22 protein-coding genes are annotated in these 21492 nt (G+C 62.3%); 13 read left to right on the top strand and 9 right to left on the bottom strand.

The genetic code is table 11. The annotated features are described in order from the left end of the window. Positions 1–8 precede the first annotated feature (8 nt). Positions 9–836 (top strand): ABC transporter permease, encoded by an 828-nt coding sequence (locus AACU78_RS22790; RefSeq protein WP_106577930.1) that lies wholly within the window; start codon positions 9–11, stop codon positions 834–836. Beyond that, on the top strand, positions 833–1549 hold the full coding sequence (locus AACU78_RS22785) for an ABC transporter ATP-binding protein (RefSeq protein WP_106577929.1): 717 nt from the start codon (positions 833–835) through the stop codon (positions 1547–1549). The genes AACU78_RS22790 and AACU78_RS22785 overlap by 4 nt, the downstream gene beginning before the upstream one ends. A gap of 192 nt (positions 1550–1741) precedes the next feature. On the opposite strand, the gene AACU78_RS22780 is transcribed toward AACU78_RS22785, so the two are convergent. The 3 genes from AACU78_RS22780 to AACU78_RS22770 form a co-directional block, all read right to left on the bottom strand. Continuing rightward, positions 1742–2662, bottom strand: a complete 921-nt coding sequence (locus AACU78_RS22780) for a FecR domain-containing protein (RefSeq protein ID WP_106577928.1) — start codon at positions 2660–2662, stop codon at positions 1742–1744. Further along, on the bottom strand, positions 2659–3177 hold the full coding sequence (locus AACU78_RS22775; protein ID WP_106577927.1) for a sigma-70 family RNA polymerase sigma factor: 519 nt from the start codon (positions 3175–3177) through the stop codon (positions 2659–2661). The genes AACU78_RS22780 and AACU78_RS22775 overlap by 4 nt, the downstream gene beginning before the upstream one ends. A gap of 92 nt (positions 3178–3269) precedes the next feature. Then, on the bottom strand, positions 3270–3887 hold the full coding sequence (locus AACU78_RS22770; protein ID WP_106577926.1) for an LpxA family transferase: 618 nt from the start codon (positions 3885–3887) through the stop codon (positions 3270–3272). A gap of 113 nt (positions 3888–4000) precedes the next feature. On the opposite strand from AACU78_RS22770, the gene AACU78_RS22765 reads away from it, so the two are divergent. Both AACU78_RS22765 and AACU78_RS22760 read left to right on the top strand, forming a co-directional pair. Continuing rightward, a complete protein-coding gene (locus tag AACU78_RS22765; protein ID WP_106577925.1) occupies positions 4001–4966 on the top strand; it encodes a threo-3-hydroxy-L-aspartate ammonia-lyase in 966 nt (321 codons plus the stop codon). Beyond that, the gene (locus tag AACU78_RS22760) at positions 4963–5343 is read left to right on the top strand and encodes a RidA family protein (protein ID WP_106577924.1); all 381 of its coding nucleotides are present in this window, start codon (positions 4963–4965) and stop codon (positions 5341–5343) included. Before AACU78_RS22765 ends, AACU78_RS22760 begins: the two co-directional genes overlap by 4 nt. On the opposite strand, the gene AACU78_RS22755 is transcribed toward AACU78_RS22760, so the two are convergent. Beyond that, positions 5331–5957: a helix-turn-helix transcriptional regulator gene (locus AACU78_RS22755; protein ID WP_106577923.1), complete on the bottom strand. Its 627-nt coding sequence runs from the start codon at positions 5955–5957 to the stop codon at positions 5331–5333. The genes AACU78_RS22760 and AACU78_RS22755 overlap by 13 nt on opposite strands. A 70-nt stretch (positions 5958–6027) precedes the next feature. Between AACU78_RS22755 and AACU78_RS22750 the strand changes: the two genes are divergently transcribed. Next, positions 6028–7131 (top strand): DSD1 family PLP-dependent enzyme, encoded by a 1104-nt coding sequence (locus AACU78_RS22750; protein ID WP_106577922.1) that lies wholly within the window; start codon positions 6028–6030, stop codon positions 7129–7131. A 56-nt stretch (positions 7132–7187) separates the two neighbouring features. On the opposite strand, the gene AACU78_RS22745 is transcribed toward AACU78_RS22750, so the two are convergent. Continuing rightward, positions 7188–7664, bottom strand: a complete 477-nt coding sequence (locus AACU78_RS22745; RefSeq protein WP_106577921.1) for a GNAT family N-acetyltransferase — start codon at positions 7662–7664, stop codon at positions 7188–7190. Positions 7665–7935: 271 nt separating this feature from the next. On the opposite strand from AACU78_RS22745, the gene AACU78_RS22740 reads away from it, so the two are divergent. Continuing rightward, positions 7936–9186 (top strand): ribonucleotide-diphosphate reductase subunit beta, encoded by a 1251-nt coding sequence (locus tag AACU78_RS22740; protein ID WP_106577920.1) that lies wholly within the window; start codon positions 7936–7938, stop codon positions 9184–9186. A gap of 152 nt (positions 9187–9338) precedes the next feature. Next, positions 9339–9827 (top strand): DUF1289 domain-containing protein, encoded by a 489-nt coding sequence (locus AACU78_RS22735; RefSeq protein ID WP_106577919.1) that lies wholly within the window; start codon positions 9339–9341, stop codon positions 9825–9827. A 125-nt stretch (positions 9828–9952) separates the two neighbouring features. Here AACU78_RS22735 and mdeB read toward each other — a convergent pair whose 3' ends face one another. Continuing rightward, on the bottom strand, positions 9953–12631 hold the full coding sequence (gene mdeB / locus AACU78_RS22730; RefSeq protein WP_106577918.1) for an alpha-ketoglutarate dehydrogenase: 2679 nt from the start codon (positions 12629–12631) through the stop codon (positions 9953–9955). A 190-nt stretch (positions 12632–12821) separates the two neighbouring features. Between mdeB and AACU78_RS22725 the strand changes: the two genes are divergently transcribed. The 3 genes from AACU78_RS22725 to AACU78_RS22715 all read left to right on the top strand — a co-directional run bounded on the left by AACU78_RS22725 (position 12822) and on the right by AACU78_RS22715 (position 15573). Then, positions 12822–13736 (top strand): class I SAM-dependent methyltransferase, encoded by a 915-nt coding sequence (locus tag AACU78_RS22725; protein WP_106577917.1) that lies wholly within the window; start codon positions 12822–12824, stop codon positions 13734–13736. 149 nt (positions 13737–13885) lie between these two features. Further along, on the top strand, positions 13886–14605 hold the full coding sequence (gene pcsA / locus AACU78_RS22720; protein ID WP_106577916.1) for a phosphatidylcholine synthase: 720 nt from the start codon (positions 13886–13888) through the stop codon (positions 14603–14605). A 188-nt stretch (positions 14606–14793) separates the two neighbouring features. After that, entirely contained in the window at positions 14794–15573 is a 780-nt protein-coding gene (locus AACU78_RS22715; RefSeq protein WP_106577915.1) for a TSUP family transporter, read from the top strand. On the opposite strand, the gene nudC is transcribed toward AACU78_RS22715, so the two are convergent. Both nudC and AACU78_RS22705 read right to left on the bottom strand, forming a co-directional pair. Then, positions 15541–16374 carry an NAD(+) diphosphatase gene (gene nudC, locus AACU78_RS22710; protein ID WP_106577914.1) on the bottom strand — a complete coding sequence of 278 codons (834 nt, stop codon included), beginning with the start codon at positions 16372–16374 and terminating at the stop codon, positions 15541–15543. The two genes, AACU78_RS22715 and nudC, sit on opposite strands and share 33 nt — an antisense overlap. Positions 16375–16379: 5 nt before the next feature. After that, entirely contained in the window at positions 16380–17192 is an 813-nt protein-coding gene (locus tag AACU78_RS22705; RefSeq protein ID WP_106577913.1) for a crotonase/enoyl-CoA hydratase family protein, read from the bottom strand. A 192-nt stretch (positions 17193–17384) separates the two neighbouring features. Between AACU78_RS22705 and AACU78_RS22700 the strand changes: the two genes are divergently transcribed. Together AACU78_RS22700 and AACU78_RS22695 are read left to right on the top strand one after the other, a co-directional pair. Next, positions 17385–18653, top strand: a complete 1269-nt coding sequence (locus AACU78_RS22700) for a chloride channel protein (RefSeq protein WP_106577912.1) — start codon at positions 17385–17387, stop codon at positions 18651–18653. Between the two features lie 60 nt (positions 18654–18713). Beyond that, a complete protein-coding gene (locus AACU78_RS22695) occupies positions 18714–19268 on the top strand; it encodes a UPF0149 family protein (protein ID WP_106577911.1) in 555 nt (184 codons plus the stop codon). 7 nt (positions 19269–19275) lie between these two features. Here AACU78_RS22695 and AACU78_RS22690 read toward each other — a convergent pair whose 3' ends face one another. Continuing rightward, positions 19276–19905, bottom strand: a complete 630-nt coding sequence (locus tag AACU78_RS22690) for a lytic polysaccharide monooxygenase auxiliary activity family 9 protein (protein WP_106577910.1) — start codon at positions 19903–19905, stop codon at positions 19276–19278. Positions 19906–20234: 329 nt separating this feature from the next. On the opposite strand from AACU78_RS22690, the gene AACU78_RS22685 reads away from it, so the two are divergent. Then, complete coding sequence (locus tag AACU78_RS22685; RefSeq protein ID WP_106577909.1) at positions 20235–21491, top strand: 3-phosphoshikimate 1-carboxyvinyltransferase; 1257 nt, start codon at positions 20235–20237, stop codon at positions 21489–21491. Position 21492: the final 1 nt, after the last annotated feature.

Here is a 21492-nt window from a genome sequence, read left to right as displayed (position 1 = left end):
GGCGCGTGATGACCAGCAAAACCCAAACCGTGCCGCTCGCGGCGCCGCTCGTCATGCAGCGCAGTGCCTGGCCACGGCGTTTGAAAGGACTGGTGTTGCCGGTGCTGATCCTGCTGGTACTGGAGGGGGTGGTGCGTATCGGCTGGCTGCCGTCGTACCAGATGCCGGCGCCCAGCGAGATCGCCGTAACCCTGACCGACCTGGCCGAAGGCGCGTTGTGGAAGCACATCGGCGTCAGCCTGTTGCGCGTACTGGCGGGCTTCGCCATCGGCGCGAGCCTGGCGTTGGTGTTTGCCGCCTGGGTAGGGCTCAGCCGCGAAGCCGAGGCGTACCTGGAACCCACGTTTGCCGGGCTGCGCTCGATCCCGAGCCTGGCCTGGGTGCCACTGTTGCTGCTGTGGCTGGGCATCGATGAAACCTCGAAGATTGTGCTGATTGCGATTGGCGCGTTCTTCCCGGTGTACCTCAATGGCGTCGCGGCGATCCGCGGTATCGACCGCAAATGGGTGGAGGTCGGGCAAATGTACGGCTTCAGCCGGCGCCGTCTGGTGCGGCGGATTCTGTTGCCCGCCGCCCTGCCCGGTCTGTTTACCGGCTTGCGCAGTGGCCTGAGCCTGGCGTGGATGTTTCTGGTGGCGGCCGAGTTGATCGCGGCCACCAAGGGTTTGGGCTACTTGCTCAGTGACGGGCGCGAAACCTCGCGCCCGGACATCGTGCTGGCTGCAATCATCGTGCTGGCGCTGCTCGGCAAAGTCAGCGATGGCCTGCTCGCAGCGCTCGAGAAACACTGCCTGGCCTGGCGTGACACCTTCAACGGCCAGGGTGCGGAGCAATGAGCATGCAGCCTTTATTGGACATTCGTGTAGAGCGTAAAAGCTTTGCCAGCACCCCCGTGCTGACCAACGTGCACCTGGCCTTGCAGCCACGCGAAGCGGTGAGCCTGCTGGGGCCCAGTGGTTGCGGTAAAAGCACGTTGCTGCGCATCGTTGCCGGCCTGGAAAAAGACTTTCAAGGCCAACTGCGCAGCCCCGAAGGCGAAGTGGCGTTTGTGTTCCAGGAACCGCGCCTGATGCCCTGGCTGACGGTAGAGCAGAACATCGGCTTCAGTGATGACAGTCACTATGACAAAGCCTGGGTCGCGCAATTGATCGACGAAGTCGGCCTCAAGGGTTTCGCTCAGGCACTGCCCAAAGCGTTATCGGGCGGCATGGCGCAACGGGTGGCGATCGCACGCGGCCTGTATTCGCGCCCGCAGGTGTTGCTGCTGGACGAGCCGTTCAGCGCTGTGGACGCGTTCACCCGCATGAAACTGCAGGACTTGCTACTGCAACTGGCCAAGCACCATGCCATCGCGTTATTGCTGGTGACTCACGATGTGGACGAAGCGCTGTACCTGAGTGATCGGGTGCTGGTGATGGACAACCGGCCGAGCAGCATCCGCCAGGAACTCGCGGTGGACCTGCCGCACCCACGCGACCGTCGCGACCCGCTGCTGGCACGGCTCAAGGCACTGGCCTTGACCGAGTTACAGCGGGCGCATGTGATTTAAAGACAGATCATCGCCCATGGCATGCGGGCGCCCTATGGCAAGCAGGCTTTCTGTGGCGAGCGGGCTTGCCCCGCGTTGGGCTGCGAAGCGGCCCTAAAATCCCACGACGCGGTCTATCAGTTTTACCTAAGTGTCCGAATTGGAAGCGCTTCGCACGCCAACGCAGGCCAAGCCCACTCCCACAGTGAGGCGTCAGACCAGTGTGCGGCTCAAGGTCACCCAGTACCGCGTACGCGCGCGCACTTCAAACCCCAACGTCTGGGACAGCAGCGTGAGAATGCGGTCGGTGTCGTCCAGCCGGAAGCTGCCGGTCACGCGCAGGCTTTCCAGGCTCGGGTCCCAGCGCAACACGCCTGGGCGATAACGCGCCAGTTCGCGCAAAAAATCCCCCAGCGCCTGGTTCTGCGCGGTCAACACGCCGTCGCGCCAGCCCAGTTGCAGCGCATCGAACGCTACCCAGGCGCCAAGCCCTTTGGCCTGCAACGGCGCCTGCTGCCCGCTGCTCAATGTCGCCACGTGCCCCTGCACGTCGCGCACCTGCACCGCGCCCTTGAGCACAGAGACCAAACAACCGGACGCCAATTGCCGCACACACACTTCGGCCTGGCTGACGTGAACCTCGCCGTAGCGGGTGTTCACGGTCATCGACGCCGCGCCTGGCACATTCACGGCCAGCTCACCGTCGACCAACGTGATGCGCCGCTGCTGCAGATCGACATCCGCCGCCGTGGCAGTGTTGAGTTGCAGGCTGCTGCCATCGGCCAACGGCAGACGCCTGCGCTCGCCGGTGGCGGTGTGCACGTCGGCCCGCCATGCCTCGATGGGCAACTGCCGACTCACCAGCCAGGCGGTCGGCACCAGCGCCGCCACACCCAGCGCACGCTTGAGCATGGCCCGCCGCGACGGCTGGGGCCGGTCGAGGCTGGCCATTGCCAATGCCTGCGGCACGTCGCTGAAACGCTGGCGCAGGGCTTGGGCTTTCTGCCAGGTCTGTTCGTGCTGGGGGTGGCTGTCGCGCCACTGCTGCAACGCGGCGTGATCAACTTCGGTGGCCGCGCCGGATTCCAGCAAGGCCAGCCACTGCGCGGCGGCGCGCGCGACCTCGCGGCTCACAGGTCTGCCAGCAAACAATGTTCGTAGGCTTGCGCCATGTAGCGCTTCACCGTGCGCTCAGAAACGTCGAGCCGCTCGGCAATCTCGCGATAACCCAGGCCTTCAAGTTGGCTCCACAAAAATGCGCGGCGCACCAGCACGGGCAAACCGTCGAGCAACTCATCCAGCGCCTGCAGGGTTTCCAGCAGCAGCCAGCGTTGCTCCGGCGACGGCACACAGGTGTGAGGAAGACTTGCCAAGGCCGTCAAGTAAGCCTGCTCAAGGCTGCGCCGCTGATGAAAGTTGACCAGCAAGCGCTTGCCGACCGTGACCAGGTACGCGCGCGGCTCCTGCATCTGCGCAATCGGCTGGGCACTGGCGAGCACGCGCAGGAACGTATCCTGGCTCAGGTCCGCTGCATCCCAGGCATTGCCCAGGCGCCGCCGCAGCCAGCTTTCGAGCCAACTGCGGTGGTCGCGGTACAAACTCGACAAGGTGGGTTCGGCGGCGTGGGTCGGGACAACTGCATCATTCATGGCAAGCGACCTGCGCGGCGCGAGTGAGTCTCAAATGAGATTCATTCTATTTAATATCGTGCCGGTGCACCATGCCCTTTTCAACATTGCGTTTATACAGAGGCTTCTGCGTCGAACACTTGCCCGCGCCCGATGACACTGGCAGGGGCTAACACGGCCCCCGGCGCCAGCACCGCATTGGCGCCAATTCGGCACTGATCGCCGAGCAACGCGCCGAATTTGTCGCAACCGGTGCGCTGTAACTGCCCGTCAATGCGCACCAGCACCTCTTTGTCCACGCGTTCATTGCGGTAGTTGGCGACGATGCTGCCCGCCTCCAGGTTGATCCCGTGGCCAAGCACCGAATCACCGACAAAATTGAAATGCGCCAGCTTGCTGCCCTTGAATACAAATGAGGTTTTCAGTTCGGCGCCTGGCCCGATGATGCACTGCGCATCCAGCCAGCAACCACCGCGCAGCAGCGAACCGCTGGCGATAAAGCACTCGGCGCCGATGATCAATGGGCCCTTGAGCAAGGCCCCGGGTTCGACCGTGGCGGTGCGGTGCACGGCGATTTCATCGTGAATGGCGTAATCCTCAACCGCCAGTTCGGTGAGCAAGTGGCGGACGATGGCGGGCGCCTGGGTCACCAACGCCCAGGGTGCCAGGTCGGCCCACGGCGCCAGCGGTGACTGGGCAAGGTTGGCGATGTAGTCGGTGAGTCGGATCAACGTCGAACCCTCGGGCGTTCAGAGAAGCTCGAAACGCTAGCATGAACACAGGAAACTTTACTATTTGTCTTGATATGGATATTTTATCCAAACACGCACATGAGGTCCGTCGCATGCAACTGCCTACCTATCAAGACGTCACCGCCGCTGCCCAGCGCCTGGAGGGCTTCGCGCACGCCACGCCGGTGCTCACCTCGCGCACTCTCAACGCCGAAACCGGCGCCGAAGTGTTCATCAAATGTGAACACCTGCAACGCACCGGCTCATTCAAGTTTCGCGGCGCGTTCAACGCCCTCTCGCAGTTTGATGCGCAGCAGCGCAAGGCCGGTGTGGTGGCGTTTTCTTCGGGCAACCACGCCCAAGGCATCGCGCTGGCGGCGCGTTTGCTGGGCATGCCGGCGACGATTGTGATGCCCACCGACGCGCCGGCCGCCAAGGTCGCCGCGACCCGTGAATATGGTGCCAGCGTGGTGCTGTATGACCGTTTCACCGAGGACCGCGAGCAGATCGGCCGTACCCTGGCCATCGAGCAAGGGATGACGCTGATCCCGCCTTACGATCACCCGCACATCCTCGCCGGCCAAGGCACTGCCGCCAAGGAACTGCTGGAATTCACCGGTCCTCTGGACGCGCTCTTCGTCGGCCTGGGCGGCGGCGGCATGCTCTCGGGCACAGCACTTTCGACCCGTGCGCTGGCACCGGATTGCCAACTGTTCGGCGTCGAACCGGAGGCCGGCAATGACGGCCAACGCTCCTTGCGTGCCGGCAGCATTGTGCACATCGACACGCCGGCGACCATTGCCGACGGTGCGCAAACCCAACACTTGGGCAACTACACCTTCCCGATCATCCGTGATCAGGTGAACGACATCTTCACCGTCTCCGACGCGCAGTTGGTGCAAGCCATGCGCTTCTTCATGCAGCGCATGAAGATGGTAGTGGAGCCCACCGGCTGCCTTGGCCTGGCGGCATTGCGCCAACTGGGCGAGCGGTTCAAGGGCCAACGCGTGGGGGTTATCGTCACCGGCGGCAACGTCGATATCCAGCGCTACGCCGCCCTGCTCAGCGAGGCGTCATGAACATCATCCACACCGCGACTGCCGCGCCGCCTGCCGGGCATTATTCGCAGGCCGTGCGCCATGGCGACACGCTGTATATCTCCGGGCAATTGCCGGTCAGCGCGCAGGGTCGCCACAACCTTGAGGCGTCGTTTACCGAACAGGCGCAGGTGGCGCTGGACAATGTGTTGGCGATCTTGAAAGCCGCCGGCGGTTCGCCCCAGGACCTGGTCAAGGTCACGGTGTACGTGGTCGGGGTCAACCACTGGCCGGAATTCGACCGCCTCTACGCCGCCGCGCTGGGCGAGCACCGCCCTGCCCGCGCGGTGGTGCCGGTGCCCGAGTTGCATCACGGGTATCTGGTAGAGATTGAAGCGCTGGCGCGTTACTTGGCGTAGGTGTAGACCGCCGCGCGCGACACGCCCAGGTGCGAGGCGACCGTTTCCATGGCCCGACGAACGTCCATGCAGCCGGAGTCTTTGAGCTCTTGCAAAAGCAGCCGCCGATCCGCCGCCTTGAGTGCCCGCGGCGTGGTGGCCAGGCGTGCGGCGAACTGGTCGATACGCGCACGAATCACATCGGCGCCGGACGGGTCGAGGGACTCATTGGGCTTGTCGCCACTGACTGAACCAAACTGCTCCAGCATGCCCTGCAAGCCCCGGAACAACGAGAGATCGACGTTCATGCACAAGGCCGCGACGTACTTGCCGCTGGCGTCCTTGATGCCGATCGACGTGCTTTTGACCTGACGCCCATCGGCGAACTGGTTCTGGTAGTTGGCGATGACCTGCGGGTAGTCCGGGTCGGCAATCCGCGCCAGGCCCAGTTCGGTGGCCGGGTCACCGGGTTGGCGTCCGGAAAGGTTGTTATGGATCGCCAGGATCGCGTGCTGCGGGTCGCTCAAGTCGTGCAGCACCACCTCGCAGAACGGGCTGAAGGTTTTGCTCAAGCCTTCGGCAATCTGTTCGAGCTGGCTGATCAGGGTGGTTTGTTCCGGAGAGGTCTTTTTCATGCAAGACAACATATCCAGTCCTGGACAGGGCGTCAATTTGGCCGCTGTCCCTCATTGTGGAGTTTCAACCATGGACACGCCTGCTGCATTGATTGACACGCTGAAGATGCAGCGCAATATCCAGCGCATGCAACAGCGCGCTGACAGCCTGGGCGTGCACTTGCGCCCGCATGTCAAAACCCATAAATGCGCCGAAGTGGTGGCCGCACAGATCGCCGCGGGTGCGCGCGGCATCACCGTGTCGACGCTCAAGGAAGCCGAGTACTTTTTCGAGCGGGGCATCCACGACATTCTCTACGCAGTCGCCATGGCGCCCCACAAGCTGCCCCAGGCCTTGGCGTTGCGGCGCCAGGGTTGCGCGCTGACGCTGATCACCGACAGCCTCGCCGGTGCCCAGGCCATGGTCGATTTTGGCCGGCAGCACGGCGAAACCTTTGCGGTGATGATCGAGATCGATTGCGACGGCCATCGCTGCGGGGTCAAGCCGCAGTCGCCTGAATTGCTGGTGATCGCCCAGCTGCTGGGCGCCAGCCTCGCCGGCGTGCTGACCCACGCCGGAGAAAGCTACGGCCTGGATACGCCTGAAGCCTTGCAAGCGATAGCGGAACAGGAACGCGCACGTTGCGTCGAGGCGGCCGAGCGCATTCGTGCGACGGGCTTGTCATGCGAACAGGTCAGCGTCGGCTCCACGCCCACCGCGTTGTCGGCGCTGAGCCTGCACGGCGTCACCGAACTGCGCGCTGGCGTGTATGCGTTCTTCGACCTGGTGATGCACAACATCGGCGTGTGCCGTGCCGATGAACTGGCCTTGAGCGTGCTGACAACGGTGATCGGCCATCAAGCGGAAAAAGGCTGGGTCATCACCGATGCGGGCTGGATGGCCATGAGTCGGGATCGTGGCACTCAGTCGCAGAAACGTGATTTCGGGTATGGCCAGGTGTGTGATGAATACGGTGAGCCCATCGATGGGTTGCTGCTCAGCAGCGCCAATCAGGAACACGGTGTGGCGCGGTTTGAGCACAGCCATGTGGATGTGGTCACGCACTTCCCACTCGGCACGCGCCTGCGCATTTTGCCCAACCATGCGTGCGCGACGGGCGCGCAGTTTGGTAGCTACATCGCCGTTTTGCATGACGCTGATGTGCAGGTATGGGAGCGTTTGCGCGGCTGGTAGCCCTCCGTTCAAGCACCGCTGGCTCAACGCGGAAGGTGGCTTGAGTCGGCGGCGCATTACGTTTCCTGAAAAGCCCGCTCCATCTTGATGATCTCAATGGAAACCGGACTGTTGCCACGGCTGAACCTGCCCTCGCCGATGTTGCGAAACCCGAAGGTGGCATAGAATGTTTCGGCGGTCAGGGTTGCTTCCAGGTAGGCCTTGGCATGGCCCGCGTGTTGGATGTGCTGCAAGGCTTCACTCAGTAAACGCGCACCAATGCCCTGTCCGGCCGCATCACCGCGCACAAACAATTTGCTGATTTCATGGCCGTCAATTTCGACGAAACCTTGCAGGGTATCGGTGTACGCCAGCCACAGCGTGCCCGCGGCGATGGCCGCGCGGTACGTCTCAGGCGAGCGACCGTCGAGCCACATTGCAATCTGCTCAGGGCCGTAGTCGGCATTGCACAGGTTTTCGACCGAGTGTTGATGCACCGCGAAGATGCTTTCGGCGTCTTGCTGGGTGGCCGCGCGCAGCAGAATCTTTTTCATTCCCTTGAGTTTCCCTATGTGGCCAGTGAACCCTGGCTTTATAGCTGAACCAGCGCCGGGCAGCGACCCATTACCGCACATCTTGTGCGTTGACCTACTTTGTTACACACCATATAGTGTGCCCACAAACAAACCAGACCACTACATAGTGTGCAGTATCGGTATTTACCGACCACACTACGCGCAGTATTTCAATGCCGAGTAGCCTGCAAACCGCATATTTTTGGACGGGTTCACACACCGTCAGAACAGACCAGGAAGGAGTATTTCAATGCTGAGTTGGGATGAAGTCGACAACGAAGACACCGGTGCAGCGGTGATCAAGGGCGCCAACGCCGGCCACGCCACCGAAGCCAACATGGACCGCCTCGACGGTGCCGGCGCTGCCGCCGCCATCGAAGCTCGCGCCGTTACCGCCAACGACTCCGCCGCGATCATCCGCGCCAAGGCCGCCCTGGACAAACTCGACGTCGCCGAAGGCCTCGCCGAGCTGGAAGGTTCCGCCGCCCGCGTCGCCGTTGACGAAAAGCGCATGATCAACTGCCGCGCCGACCTCAACCAACTCGTGCCCTTCAAGTACGACTGGGCCTGGCAGAAGTACCTCGACGGCTGCGCCAACCACTGGATGCCGCAAGAGGTCAACATGACCGCCGACATCGCCCTGTGGAAAAACCCCGAAGGCCTGACCGACGACGAACGTCGCATCGTCATGCGCAACCTCGGCTTCTTCTCCACCGCCGACTCCCTGGTTGCCAACAACCTGGTGCTGGCCGTGTACCGCCTGATCACCAACCCGGAATGCCGCCAGTACATCCTGCGCCAGGCCTTCGAGGAAGCGATCCACACCCACGCCTACCAGTACTGCATCGAATCGCTGGCCATGGATGAAGGCGAAATCTTCAACATGTACCACGAGATTCCATCGGTCGCCAAAAAGGCCGCCTGGGGCTTGAAGTACACCCGCTCGATCTCCGATCCGAAGTTCGAAACCGGCACCGTCGAAACCGACAAAGAACTGCTGCGCAACCTGGTCGCCTACTACTGCGTCCTGGAAGGCATCTTCTTCTATTGCGGCTTCACCCAGATCCTGTCCATGGGCCGTCGCAACAAAATGACCGGCGTGGCCGAGCAGTTCCAGTACATCCTGCGCGACGAGTCGATGCACCTGAACTTCGGTATCGATGTGATCAACCAGATCAAAATCGAAAACCCACATTTGTGGGATGCTGAAATGAAGGAAGAAGCGACCCAGATGATCCTGCAAGGGACTCAGCTGGAAATTGAGTACGCGCGTGACACCATGCCGCGCGGCGTGTTGGGCATGAACGCGGCGATGATGGAAGACTACCTCAAGTTCATCGCGAACCGTCGTTTGTCGCAGATTGGTCTTAAAGAAGAGTATCCGGGCACCACTAACCCGTTCCCGTGGATGAGCGAGATTATGGACTTGAAGAAAGAGAAGAATTTCTTTGAGACTCGGGTTATTGAGTATCAGACTGGTGGTGCGTTGAGCTGGGATTGATCAACAACACAGATCTAAACGTGTGGGAGCGGTTTTGCTCACGAATACAGTGTGTCAGTCGATGCATCCGGTGACTGACTCTCCGCATTCGCGAGCAAGCCCGCTCCCGCATTGGGTCTGCGGTGCTCTATAGACTTTGCAAATTGCCCTTTATGCCCAATCACACCATCAAGACCCCCTGCGTCGGCCTGTGCTCTACCGTTTACGGTGACCTGGTCTGCCGGGGCTGCAAGCGTTATCACCATGAGGTGATTCAGTGGAATGGCTACAACGCCGACGAGAAGCAGGCGGTGTGGCTGCGCCTGGAGCAGTTGCTGGTGCAGGTGATGGCCAGCAAGCTGGAAGTGTTCGACCCACAACGCCTGCGCCAGCAGTTGGAAGACCGCAAGATTCGCTTTATGCCGCACCAGTCGCCGTATTGCTGGGCGTACCAGTTGATAGCGCGGGGCGCGCGGGTGATTTCCAAGCTGGATGCGTACGGCTTGGCGTTGTTGCCGGAGTTTCGTGAGCGCAACCTTGCGGATTTGCGTGATGCGATTGATCGGGAATTTTTCCTGTTGTCCGAGGCGCACTACGAGCGCTACATCGCGCCGGAGTTTCTGAAGGACGCGTTTGGGCCAGCCCTGATTGCCACGTTCTAACACCACCGCAACCCTAAAGTGTGGGAGCGGGCTTGCTCGCGAATGCAGTCTGTCAGTTAATAAATCTGCTGACTGATTCACCGCCTTCGCGAGCAAGCCCGCTCCCACATTTGGATTTTCGCCAGTCAGCAAACCCAGGACGCTTCGCGTTCCGTCTGCAAGCCATAGCGCTCAATCGCCTGCTGACACACGTCCGGCGCCACACTCCCCTGCTCCGCCAACGCCGTCAGCGCTGCCAGCACCAGGTGATGGCGATCCACTTCAAAGAAATCACGCAACGCTGCCCGTGTATCACTGCGACCAAAACCGTCGGTGCCGAGCACGGTGTAGCGGCAGCTCAGGTAAGAAGCGATCATCTGCGGCACCGCCCGCACATAGTCGGACACCGCAATCACCGGCGCGCCGTTGGGCAAGCAGTCATTCACATGGCTGACGCGCTTGGCGTGCTGGGGATGCAAGCGATTCCACCGCTCCACTTCCCGCGCATCCCGCGCCAGCTCACTGTAACTGGTGACGCTGAACACCTCGCTCGCCACTTGCCAATCCTCGGCCAGTAACTGCGCGGCGGCCTGGGCCTCGCGCAGCAGCGTGCCCGAACCCAGCAAGCGCACTTGGGCATCTGGCGCACCTTGCAAGCGGTACATGCCTTTGATAATCGCTGACTCCACGCCCTGCGGCAGGCTTGGCTGCGGGTAGTTTTCGTTCATCAGCGTTACGTAGTAGAACGCGTCCACATCGTGTTCCAGCATCTGGCGCATGCCGTGGTCGAGGATCACCGCAAACTCGCCGGCAAACGCCGGGTCGTAGGCGTGGCAATTAGGCACGGTGGCGGCGCTGAGGTGGCTGCTGCCGTCCTGGTGCTGCAACCCTTCGCCGCCCAGGGTGGTGCGCCCGGCCGTGGCGCCAAGCAGGAAGCCGCGGGCGCGCTGGTCGGCGGCGGCCCAGATCAGGTCGCCGACGCGCTGGAAGCCGAACATCGAGTAATAGATGTAGAACGGCAACATGCGCAGGCCGTGCACCGAGTAGCTGGTGGCCGCTGCCACCCACGAGCTGATGGCACTGGCTTCGCTGATGCCTTCCTCGAGGATCTGCCCGTCGGTGGCCTCGCGGTAGCTGAGGATCGAGCCGATGTCTTCGGGCTCGTAGCGCTGGCCAACGCTGGAATAGATGCCGATCTGCTTGAACAGGTTGGCCATGCCAAAGGTGCGCGCCTCATCGGCCACAATCGGCACGATGCGCGGGCCGAGGGCCTTGTCCTTGAGCAGGTGGGTGAGCATGCGCACGAAGGCCATGGTGGTGGACATTTCCTTGCCGTCAGCCGCCGTGGCGAAACCGGCGTAATCCTTCACTGGCGGCACCGCCACCGGCGCTGCGACCTGACTGCGGCTCGGTACGTAACCGCCGAGCGCCTGGCGGCGTTGATGCAGGTAGCGCAGTTCAAGGCTGTCGTCGGCCGGTTTGAAGAAGCTCAACGATTCGGTCTGCTCGTCCGTCAGCGGCAACTGGAAGCGATTGCGGAAGGCGATCAGCGCCTGCCGATCAAGCTTCTTCTGTTGGTGTGTGGTCATCCTGCCCTGTCCGGCTTCGCCCATGCCGAAGCCCTTTTTGGTCTGCGCCAGGATCACCGTCGGCTGGCCCTTGACCCGGCGCGCGGCGTGGTAGGCGGCGTGGATCTTGACCATGTCGTGGCCGCCACGCTTAAGGCGGTCGATTTGCTCGTCACTCATGCCCTCGACCAACTTGGCCAGTGACTCGCTCTGCCCGAAAAAGTGCTCACGGTTGTAGGCGCCGTCTTTGGCGGCGAAGGTCTGGAATTGCCCGTCGACGGTCTGCGACAGCGTGCTCACCAGCGAGCCGTCACTGTCCTTGGCGAGCAAGGCGTCCCAGTCTGAACCCCAGACCAGCTTGATGACATTCCAGCCGGCACCGGCAAACAACGCCTCCAGTTCATCGATGATGCGCCCATTGCCGCGCACTGGGCCGTCGAGGCGTTGCAGGTTGCAGTTGACCACCCAGGTCAGGTTGTCCAGGCCTTCGCGAGCGGCCAGGGTCAGTGCCGACATGCTTTCCGGCTCGTCCATTTCGCCGTCGCCGAACACACCCCAGACGTGACGGTCGGTGGTGTCGAGCAGCCCACGATGCTGCAGGTAACGCATGAAACGCGCCTGGAAAATCGAGCTGATCGGGCCGATCCCCATGGAACCGGTGGGGAACTGCCAGAAGTCCGGCATCAACCACGGGTGCGGATAGCTGGACAGACCCCGTGCGCCCGCTTGTTGCCCGCCGATCTCCTGGCGGTAGTGCGCGAGGTCGTCTTCGCTCAAGCGGCCCTCCAGGAAGGCGCGCGCATAAATGCCCGGCGCGGAATGCGGCTGGTAGAACACCAGGTCGCCGCCAAAGTCTGGGTTGCGGGCGCGGAAAAAATGGTTGAAGCCGACTTCGAACAAATCGGCGGCACTGGCGTAGCTGGCGATATGGCCACCGAGCTCGCCGTACGCCTGATTGGCGCGCACCACCATGGCCAGCGCGTTCCAGCGCACCAGGGAAGCCAGACGCTCTTCGGTGGCGAGGTCACCGGGAAAGACCGGCTGCTGCTCAACGCTGATGCTGTTGATGTACGGCGTGCCGTGACGTGGTTTCCAGTTGATGTGCGGGGCGCTGCCTTCGCGGGCCAACAGGTCGAGGATCTGCCGCGCCCGTTCGGGACCGGCGTTGGCCACCAGCGAAGCCAGTGCGTCACGCCACTCGTCCTGCTCTACTTGATCCAACGCCGTGTGATTGACTGCACTGGCGAAACCATTCATGCGCACCTCCGGGCTTTTTTCCAGTTTATGCTGGCGCTAAAGGATTTTTTGCCTGTTATCAGGCGCAGGTTCGAGCATTTTGAGCATGAATCACTGCCAATCCGCTTTTTGCCAGCACGTTGTGCTCAAGCCCCACGCAACGCCGCAACTGTGTTTAAAATGCCGCCCGCTCAATGACCGACGCTGACCGATGACCCCAGACGCACTTGCCACCCTGCACGCCCACCTGCTCACCGCCCTGGCCAGCCCGCCCGCCGAGACCCGGCGACTGTTCCACGGCCGTGGCCGCTGCTGGCCGGGGCTGGAACAACTGACGGTGGACTGGTTGCAAGGGGTGATTCTGGTTTCGTTGTTCAAAGCGCCGGAGGCCGAACAGCTGGACGCGTTGAAACAGATGCTCAAGGAACAGCTCAGCACCTATACCGTGGCCCTGCAACACCGCTACCTGCCGCAAAGCACCACCGAATGGCTGGTGGGTGACGCCGTTGAGGAGCTGACCATCACCGAAGGCGGCCTGCGCTACCTGATCGACCTGGGAAAGAAACAGAACAGCGGGCTGTTCCTCGACATGCGTTACGGCCGTAACTGGGTGCGTGAGCAGGCCAAAGGCCAGCGCGTACTCAACTTGTTCGCGTATACCTGCGGGTTCTCGGTCGCGGCTATCGAAGGCGGCGCCGACCATGTGGTGAACCTGGACATGGCCCGTGGCGCCCTCAGCCGTGGCCGCGACAACCATCGCCTGAACGGTCACGACCTGAGCAACGTTACGTTTCTGGGCCATGACCTGTTCAAGTCCTGGGCCAAGGTCACCCACAGCGGGCCTTATGATTTGGTCATCATCGATCCGCCGTCCTTTCAGAAAGGCAGCTTCCTGCTGACCAAGGACTACCAACGCGTGCTGCGCCGGCTGCCGGATTTGCTCACGCCCCAGGGCAGCGTACTGGCGTGCATGAACGACCCGGCGTTTGGCGAAGACTTCCTGATCGACGGCGTCACCCGCGAAGCACCGGGCCTGCGCTTTGTTGAGCGGCTGCAAAACCCGCCTGAATTTCCGGATATCGACCCCCAAAGTGGCTTGAAGGCGCTGGTGTTCCGTCAGGGTTGATGCTGAAACGTGCTGCGCTTGCTACGCTAAGTGATACACCGGGGTGGTGAACCTTATCCCCCCCTTCCCGGTCGATACCTGCATTCCCTGGCCAGACTCGACGGCGTTACGTTGTCGGCTGCCCTGTTTGACCTTTTGGAGAAACGCCCGTGATATCGACCCTGCATGTAGCCAGACTCAAAGCCTGGGGCGCCCACGGCTTTACCGCCACCGGCGTCGTGCTGGCCTTTCTGGCCACGCTGGCGCTGCTGGAAAACTCACCCAAGGCTTGCCTGCTCTGGCTGGGCCTGGCACTGGTAGTCGATGGCGTAGACGGCTCCCTGGCCCGACGAGTGAATGTCAGCACGGTATTGCCAAGCTTCGATGGCTCGGTGCTGGACCTGGTGATTGATTACCTGACGTATGTGTTTATTCCGGCGTTGTTCATCTACCGCTATATCGACCTGCCCGACTTCACTCACCTGTTTACGGTGTCGGTGATTCTGGTGTCGTCGCTGTTCTGCTTCTGCAATGTGAACATGAAGAGCAAGGACAACTACTTCGTCGGCTTCCCCGCCGCCTGGAACGTGGTTGCCCTGTGCGTGTACATCATCCAGCCGGACGCCTGGGTCACCTTGCTGACGGTAATTGGCCTGGCGCTGCTGACCGTGACGCCGATGAAGTTTTTGCACCCGTTCCGGGTCAAGCGCTTTATGCCGATCAACATTGCCGTGACCACGATCTGGTTGCTGTGCAGCTTTTTGATGGTGGTGGACTACCCGAATACCAACCCATGGACGTTCGGGTTGTGGTCGCTGATGTCGGCGTATTTCCTCGGCATTTGTGTGTGGCGCACAGCGCTGGAGTGGCTGGACAAGCGTCACGGTTGATCGCGGTTAAACCTGTGGGAGCGGGCTTGCTCGCGAAAGCGGTGGATCAGTCACAGATATATTGACTGACCATGCCGCCTTCGCGATCAAGCCCGCTCCCACATTTGGCTCTCTGTTGATCTGACAGGTAAGATGCGGGCCTTTGGTGCAGCCCCTTCGCTGTGCCCTGCCAATAATAAGCCCTGCCCATGCCCTTCGAACTCAGCGTCGACCTCACCACCCTCGCCATCCTGGCCATCGTGGCCTTTATCGCCGGCTTCATCGATGCCATCGCCGGCGGCGGCGGGCTGCTCACCACGCCCGCCCTGCTGACCGCCGGCATGCCGCCCCACCTGGTGCTGGGCACCAATAAACTCAGTTCCACCTTCGGCTCGGCCACCGCCAGCTTCACCTTCTACCGGCGCAAACTTTTTCATCCCCGCCAGTGGGTGCATGCCATCGTCGGCACGTTGATCGGCGCGCTGGCCGGTGCGGTCGTCGCGCACTACCTGCCGGCCGAAACCCTGAACAAAATGCTCCCGGTGATCGTATTCGGCTGCGGTGTGTACCTGCTGTTTGGCGGTACGCCCAAGGCGCCGCTGGATGCCGACGCGCGGATCAAGAAGAAGTGGCAATCCACCCAGGGCTTTGGCCTGGGCTTCTACGACGGCGTAGCCGGCCCCGGCACCGGCGCGTTCTGGACGGTCAGCACGATGCTGCTGCACCCCATCGACCTGGTAAAGGCCAGCGGCGTCGCGCGCAGCATGAACTTCGTCAGCAACGCGGCGGCGCTGTCGGTGTTCATCTTCAACGGCTCGGTGGACTGGATCGTCGGCCTGGCGATGGGCTTTTCGGTAATGTGCGGCGCATTCTTTGGCGCACGCAGCGCGATCAGCGGCGGCGCCAAATTCATTCGCCCGGTGTTTATCACCGTGGTTCTCGGCCTGACCGTGCGTCTAGCCTGGCAACACTGGTTCAGCGTGGCCTAAACGACGCGCCAGGTAGAGGTCGATCAGGTAACGCGCAATCGAACGTGACGCCGGCAGCGGCGGCAGGTCGTGGATGCTGAACCATTGCGCGTCCTCGATCTCGTCAGCTTGGGGCACGATGTCGCCACCGGCATATTCGGCATGGAAGCCGAGCATCATCGAATGCGGGAACGGCCAGCATTGGCTGCCCATGTACTGAATATTCTTGACCTCCACCTGCACTTCCTCGCGCACCTCGCGGATCAGGCAGTCTTCGGCCGACTCACCCGGCTCGGCGAACCCGGCCAGGGTGCTGTAGACGCCCGTGACAAAACGCGGCGAACGCGCCAGCAGAATCTCGTCGCCTCGGGTCACCAGCACAATCATGCTCGGCGAAATGCGCGGGTAGCTGCGCAGGTCGCAGGCTGTGCAATGCATCGCGCGCTCACGCGGCACCTGGACCATGGCCTGGCCGCAGCTGCCGCAAAACCGGTGCTCGCGCGCCCAGGTGCCGATCTGCGCGGCGTAGCCGAGCACTTTGTACAACGTGTGATCGCCCTGCAGCATGAACGCGCGCAAACCTTGCCAGCTGCAGCCTGGCACGTCACTCGCCGAGTTCAGTTCCAGCAAGTACACCGGCTCACCGTCGAGGTGGCCGATGCCGTGTTCAGCGAACACCGACAGGTCCTGGCGCTTGAGCCATTCGCGCGGGAACAGCGGGCCATTGGTGTCATGCAAAAAGCCTTCGCGGCTGCGGGCGACCGCCCAGCCACCGGGGGCGTCGTTGTCCAGCAGCGTTGTGGTAATCCAGCCTGGGGTCATGTCAGTCAATCCACGAATTCGGGTTTCTGCTTACTCATATGGGCCGCGATGGCCACGCGCAGGTCGTTGGATTGCAACATAGCCGAGTTCCAGGTGGCAACGTATTCCAAACCATCATTGACCGTGTGGTCACGCATGTAGCTGATCATCGCCTTGGTGCCGGTCACGGCAATCGGCGACTTGGCGGCGATTTGCTGGGCAATGTCCATGACGCCGGCCAACAGGCTTGCAGGGTCCGCATACACGCGATTGACCAGGCCGATGCTGCGCGCTTCCTCAGCACCGAACTGGCGGCCGGTGTAAGCCAGTTCACGCAGCATGCCGTCGCCGACAATGCGCGGCAGGCGCTGCAAGGTGCCCACGTCGGCGGCCATGCCGATGTCGATTTCCTTGATCGAGAACTGCGCGTCTTCAGCGGCGTAGCGCATGTCGCAGGCACTGATCAAGTCGATGGCGCCGCCGATGCAGTAGCCGTGGATCGCCGCCAGCACCGGTTTGCGGCAATGGTCGACGGCGTTGAACGAGGCTTGCAGCTCGAGGATTTTGCGGCGCAACAAGCGCGCATTGCGGCCCACGTCCTTGCCGAATTCGTTGGCCACCGAGGCCAGCAGCATCAGGTCGATGCCGGAAGAAAAATGCTTGCCGGCGCCGCTGAGTACCACGGCGCGCACGGCGTCGGTGTCTTCGACCCACTGGAAGATGTCGATGATTTCGGTCCAGAACGCCGCGTTCATCGCGTTGATCTTTTCCGGGCGATTGATCTGCACATGGGCAACGTTGCCGGTGAGTTCGACGACGAAAGCTTGGTATTCGGACATGGCAGTGATCCCTGACTGGCGAGTGATAAGGGCCGAACTATAACAAGGGAGCGCGGCGGCGCATCGGCCAAAAACGGGACTGGCAAACGTAATGAAATGTTGTGGGGCCGCGGTTCATGGCCTGCCGATACACTTCACCCGGGAACGCGACTTTATCGGCTATACAATCTGGGCCACTTCCTGGAGCCGTCTATGCCGACCACGTTTCGCTCATCGTTGATTCTGGCCCTGGTGGTCGTGCTGACTGGCATCGGCGCCGGGCTTGGCGGGATGCTCCTGGCGTTGCTGCTGCACGGCATCCAGCACCTGGCGTACGGGTACAGCCTCGACAGCCTGATCAGCCATGAAACCTTTCTGTGGGGCGTGACCGCCGCCGCGCCACAGCGTCGGTTACTGGTCTTGGTCATTTGCGGCCTCGTTGCGGGTGTGGGCTGGTGGGCGATTTATCGCTACGGCCGCCCGCTGGTGAGCATCAAGCAGGCGGTTGGCGAAAAGATGCCGATCATGCCGCCCAAGACCACCCTCGCCCACGCCATCCTGCAAATCATCACCGTGGCCCTTGGCTCGCCGCTGGGGCGTGAAGTGGCGCCGCGTGAAGTCGGCGCACTGGCGGCGACATGGTTAGCGCAGCGTGCGCGACTGGAACCGTCGATGCATCGGCTGATCGTAGCCTGCGGCGCGGGTGCGGGCCTGGCGGCGGTGTACAACGTGCCGTTGGGCGGCGCGGTATTTGTGCTGGAAGTGCTGGTCGGCGCATTCAGCTGGCCAGCGGCGGTGATTGCGCTGGCAACGTCGGCGATTGGGGCCGCGGTGGCATGGATCGGCCTTGGCGCAGAGTCGCAATACGTGGTGCCGCATTTTCTGCTGAGCCCGGCGTTGATCGCCTGGGCCGTGGTGTGTGGCCCGGTGTTTGGCGTGGCGGCCTACGCTTTCAGCCGCGTTACCGGCGCCGCCAGGGCGAACGCCGCGCGCGGCTGGCGTTTGCCGGTGCTGGCGTTGATCAACTTTACCCTCATCGGTGGGTTGGCCATGCTGCTGCCCCAGATCCTCGGCAACGGCAAGGGCCCGGCGCAACTGGGTTTCGACAATGAGCTGACAATCGGCCTGGCCGCCATCCTGCTGCTGGTCAAAGTGCTGATCACGACCAGCAGCCTGCGCGCCGGGGCCGAGGGCGGGCTGCTGACCCCGGCCCTGGCCAATGGCGCGTTGCTGGCGATCATCCTCGGCGGCGCCTGGAGCCTGGCGTGGCCCGGCGTGCCGCTGGGCGCGTTTGCGATCATCGGCGCAGCGGCGTTCCTGGCGGCGAGCATGAGCATGCCGCTGACGGCGATTGTGCTGGTAGCGGAATTTACCCGGATCGACCATGACTTTCTGGTGCCGATCATCCTGGCGGTGGTGGGTTCGATGTGCGTGAGCAAACTGCTTGTGCGCTGGGAAAACGCTGGAAAAAAGCCGGCCTAAGCGCCATCCTTCGCGCTTTAAGCCGCCCCGCAGCGGCGCTCGACGCTCAAAGGAATTGCCATGCACGCCCAACCCCTCGCCCCCGCCGATTTCGAATTCATCGACGAAACCCTGCTCAAGTACGGTGACGATCACTCGGTGCTGAACCTGGCCGAACTCGACGGCTACTTCACTGCGCTGGTTTCAAGCCCGGCACAAGTGGACGTCGCTGAGTGGTTTCCGGCGATCTGGGGTGGGCAGAACCCGGACTGGGAAAGTGTGGAAGAGGCCCAACGTTTTCTCGAACTGTGCGTGCGCCATATGAATACCCTGGCCGCGCAGTTGGCAACCGACGCGCAAGGCTTCAAGGCTCGCTTTGATGACACGGAGCATCAGGGCCACGTCGTCACCCTGGCGGAGGAATGGTGCTTTGGCTATATCCGTGGCGCCGCGATCGGCCACTGGCCCGAATTGCCCGCCGAACTGGCCGGGCAACTGGAGAAAATTTCCGGGTGCGCCGAGCAGGACAACTTCGAATTGCCGGCGGACCTGGATGTAAACGCCCATCAACAGCGGGTCAGCGCAATCGAACCGGCTGCGCGGGCGCTACATGATTACTGGTTGAGCAAACGCTGAGCCGGGCTTATTTGAAGTCCAGGTCAAACGCCTGATAGAACGCGTTGCCGGTGTTGGCCACGATCCACATCAACACCACCACGTGGCGGCCTTTTTTGCCCTTGGGCAAGGTCACCTGGTGCTCGACCCTGGCTTTCATTTCGTCGGCGTGCTGGTAATACGGCACCTGGGTGTAGAAGTCTTCAAAGAATGGTTTTGCCTCAAGCTGGGCGCGGCTGATGCGCTGCTTGGGGTCCCAGCCATCCTTGGTGATGAGCCAGCGATAACCCCGGGTGACGTGGGCAGCGGTGTATTGCCACTGCACCTTGAACACCTGGCCGGCCTCGACATTGAGCAATGGCCAAGTGAACGGGGTGTTGAGCTTTTTGCTCATCTCCTCATCGGTGAAGTTGATGCAATCGCGCTCATCGGTTTTGCCGCCGCTCAGGATGTGCCCGTCGGCCGGCGGCGTGACGCTTTGATCATCGGTTTGATAAGGCGCAGGGAAAGGCCCGGCGGTGAGTGCCGGGAAGTTCTTGCCGCCTTCCATTTCATTGACCTGCCAGTTGCCCAGCAGCCCACGTTCTACCGCCACCGAGCCTCGGCTGGCGGGGGTCACGACACGGCCGTGCCTAAGTTGCGTCTGAGGTTTGTTCATTTCATTCACTCCTTGATTGAAAGCGCCCCGTCATGGGGCGTGCCTCGAACTTACCGTGGTGGGTTTTATTGTCCAATCGATGCTTCTTTCGGAACATTCGTACAGCGACGCCGTTTCGCGGCGTAAAGGCCGTTGTCCTGCAACGCAGGGGTTGTTTGTCCTACCCGGCTGAGGGCAGTAAGGCTACACGCCCTGTCCGCGAGTTGATCACGCCGTAATACGCGCCGTACAACGATCCCTGCTCGACAAGCGTGGCGTGTTTGGCTGATTATTCGGGTCCGCCCGTCGGCCACTCCACACCACCTTGCCTTGATCAGGAGCCTTGTACCTTGAGTTCGCAGAAAACCGTGACCGTGACACCGCCCAATTTCCCCCTGAACGGCAAGGTCGCTCCTCCCGGCTCCAAATCCATTACCAACCGCGCCCTGTTGCTGGCGGCGCTGGCCAAGGGCACCAGCCGTTTGAGCGGCGCGCTGAAAAGCGATGACACCCGCCACATGTCGGTGGCCCTGCGCCAGATGGGCGTGACCATCGATGAGCCGGATGACACCACCTTCGTGGTCACAGGCTCCGGCAAACTGCAATTGCCCGCGCAGCCGTTGTTCCTCGGCAATGCCGGCACCGCCATGCGGTTTCTCACGGCGGCCGTGGCAACGGTCGAAGGCACCGTGGTGCTGGACGGCGACGACTACATGCAAAAACGCCCGATCGGCCCGCTGCTGGCCACCCTTGGCCAGAACGGAATCCGCGTCGACAGCCCCACGGGTTGCCCGCCGGTGACCGTGCACGGCGTGGGCAAGGTCCAGGCCAAACGCTTTGAAATCGACGGCGGTTTGTCCAGCCAGTATGTGTCGGCCTTGCTCATGCTTGCCGCCTGCGGCGAAGCGCCGATTGAAGTGGCGCTGACCGGCAAGGACATCGGCGCCCGTGGCTACGTGGACCTGACCCTGGACTGCATGCGTGCCTTTGGCGCACAGGTCGAAGTGGTCGACGACACCACCTGGCGCGTCGCCCCCACCGGCTACACCGCCCATGACTACCTGATCGAACCCGATGCCTCCGCTGCAACGTACCTGTGGGCCGCTGAAGTGTTGACCGGCGGGCGCATCGACATCGGCGTGGCGGCGCAGGACTTCACCCAGCCGGACGCCAAGGCCCAGGCCGTGATCGCCCAGTTCCCGAACATGCAGGCCAACGTGGTCGGCTCGCAGATGCAGGACGCGATCCCGACCCTGGCAGTCTTGGCCGCGTTCAATAACACCCCGGTGCGCTTCACTGAACTGGCCAACCTGCGCGTGAAGGAATGTGACCGGGTGCAGGCGCTGCACGATGGCCTCAACGAAATTCGCCCAGGCCTGGCCACCATCGAAGGCGATGACCTGCTGGTCGCCAGCGACCCTGCACTGGCCGGCACCACGTGCAACGCGCTGATCGACACCCATGCCGACCACCGCATCGCCATGTGCTTTGCGCTGGCCGGGTTGAAGGTCGCGGGAATCCGCATTCAAGACCCGGACTGCGTGGCCAAGACCTACCCTGAGTACTGGAAGGCCTTGGGCAGCCTTGGGGTCGCACTGAGCTACTGAA

Source organism: Pseudomonas sp. R9.37, from assembly GCF_963878885.1.
In the GTDB taxonomy this organism is placed as follows: Bacteria; Pseudomonadota; Gammaproteobacteria; order Pseudomonadales; family Pseudomonadaceae; genus Aquipseudomonas.
The sequence above is the reverse complement of the archived record's forward strand: the minus strand, read 5'-3'. Positions and strand labels throughout refer to the sequence as shown.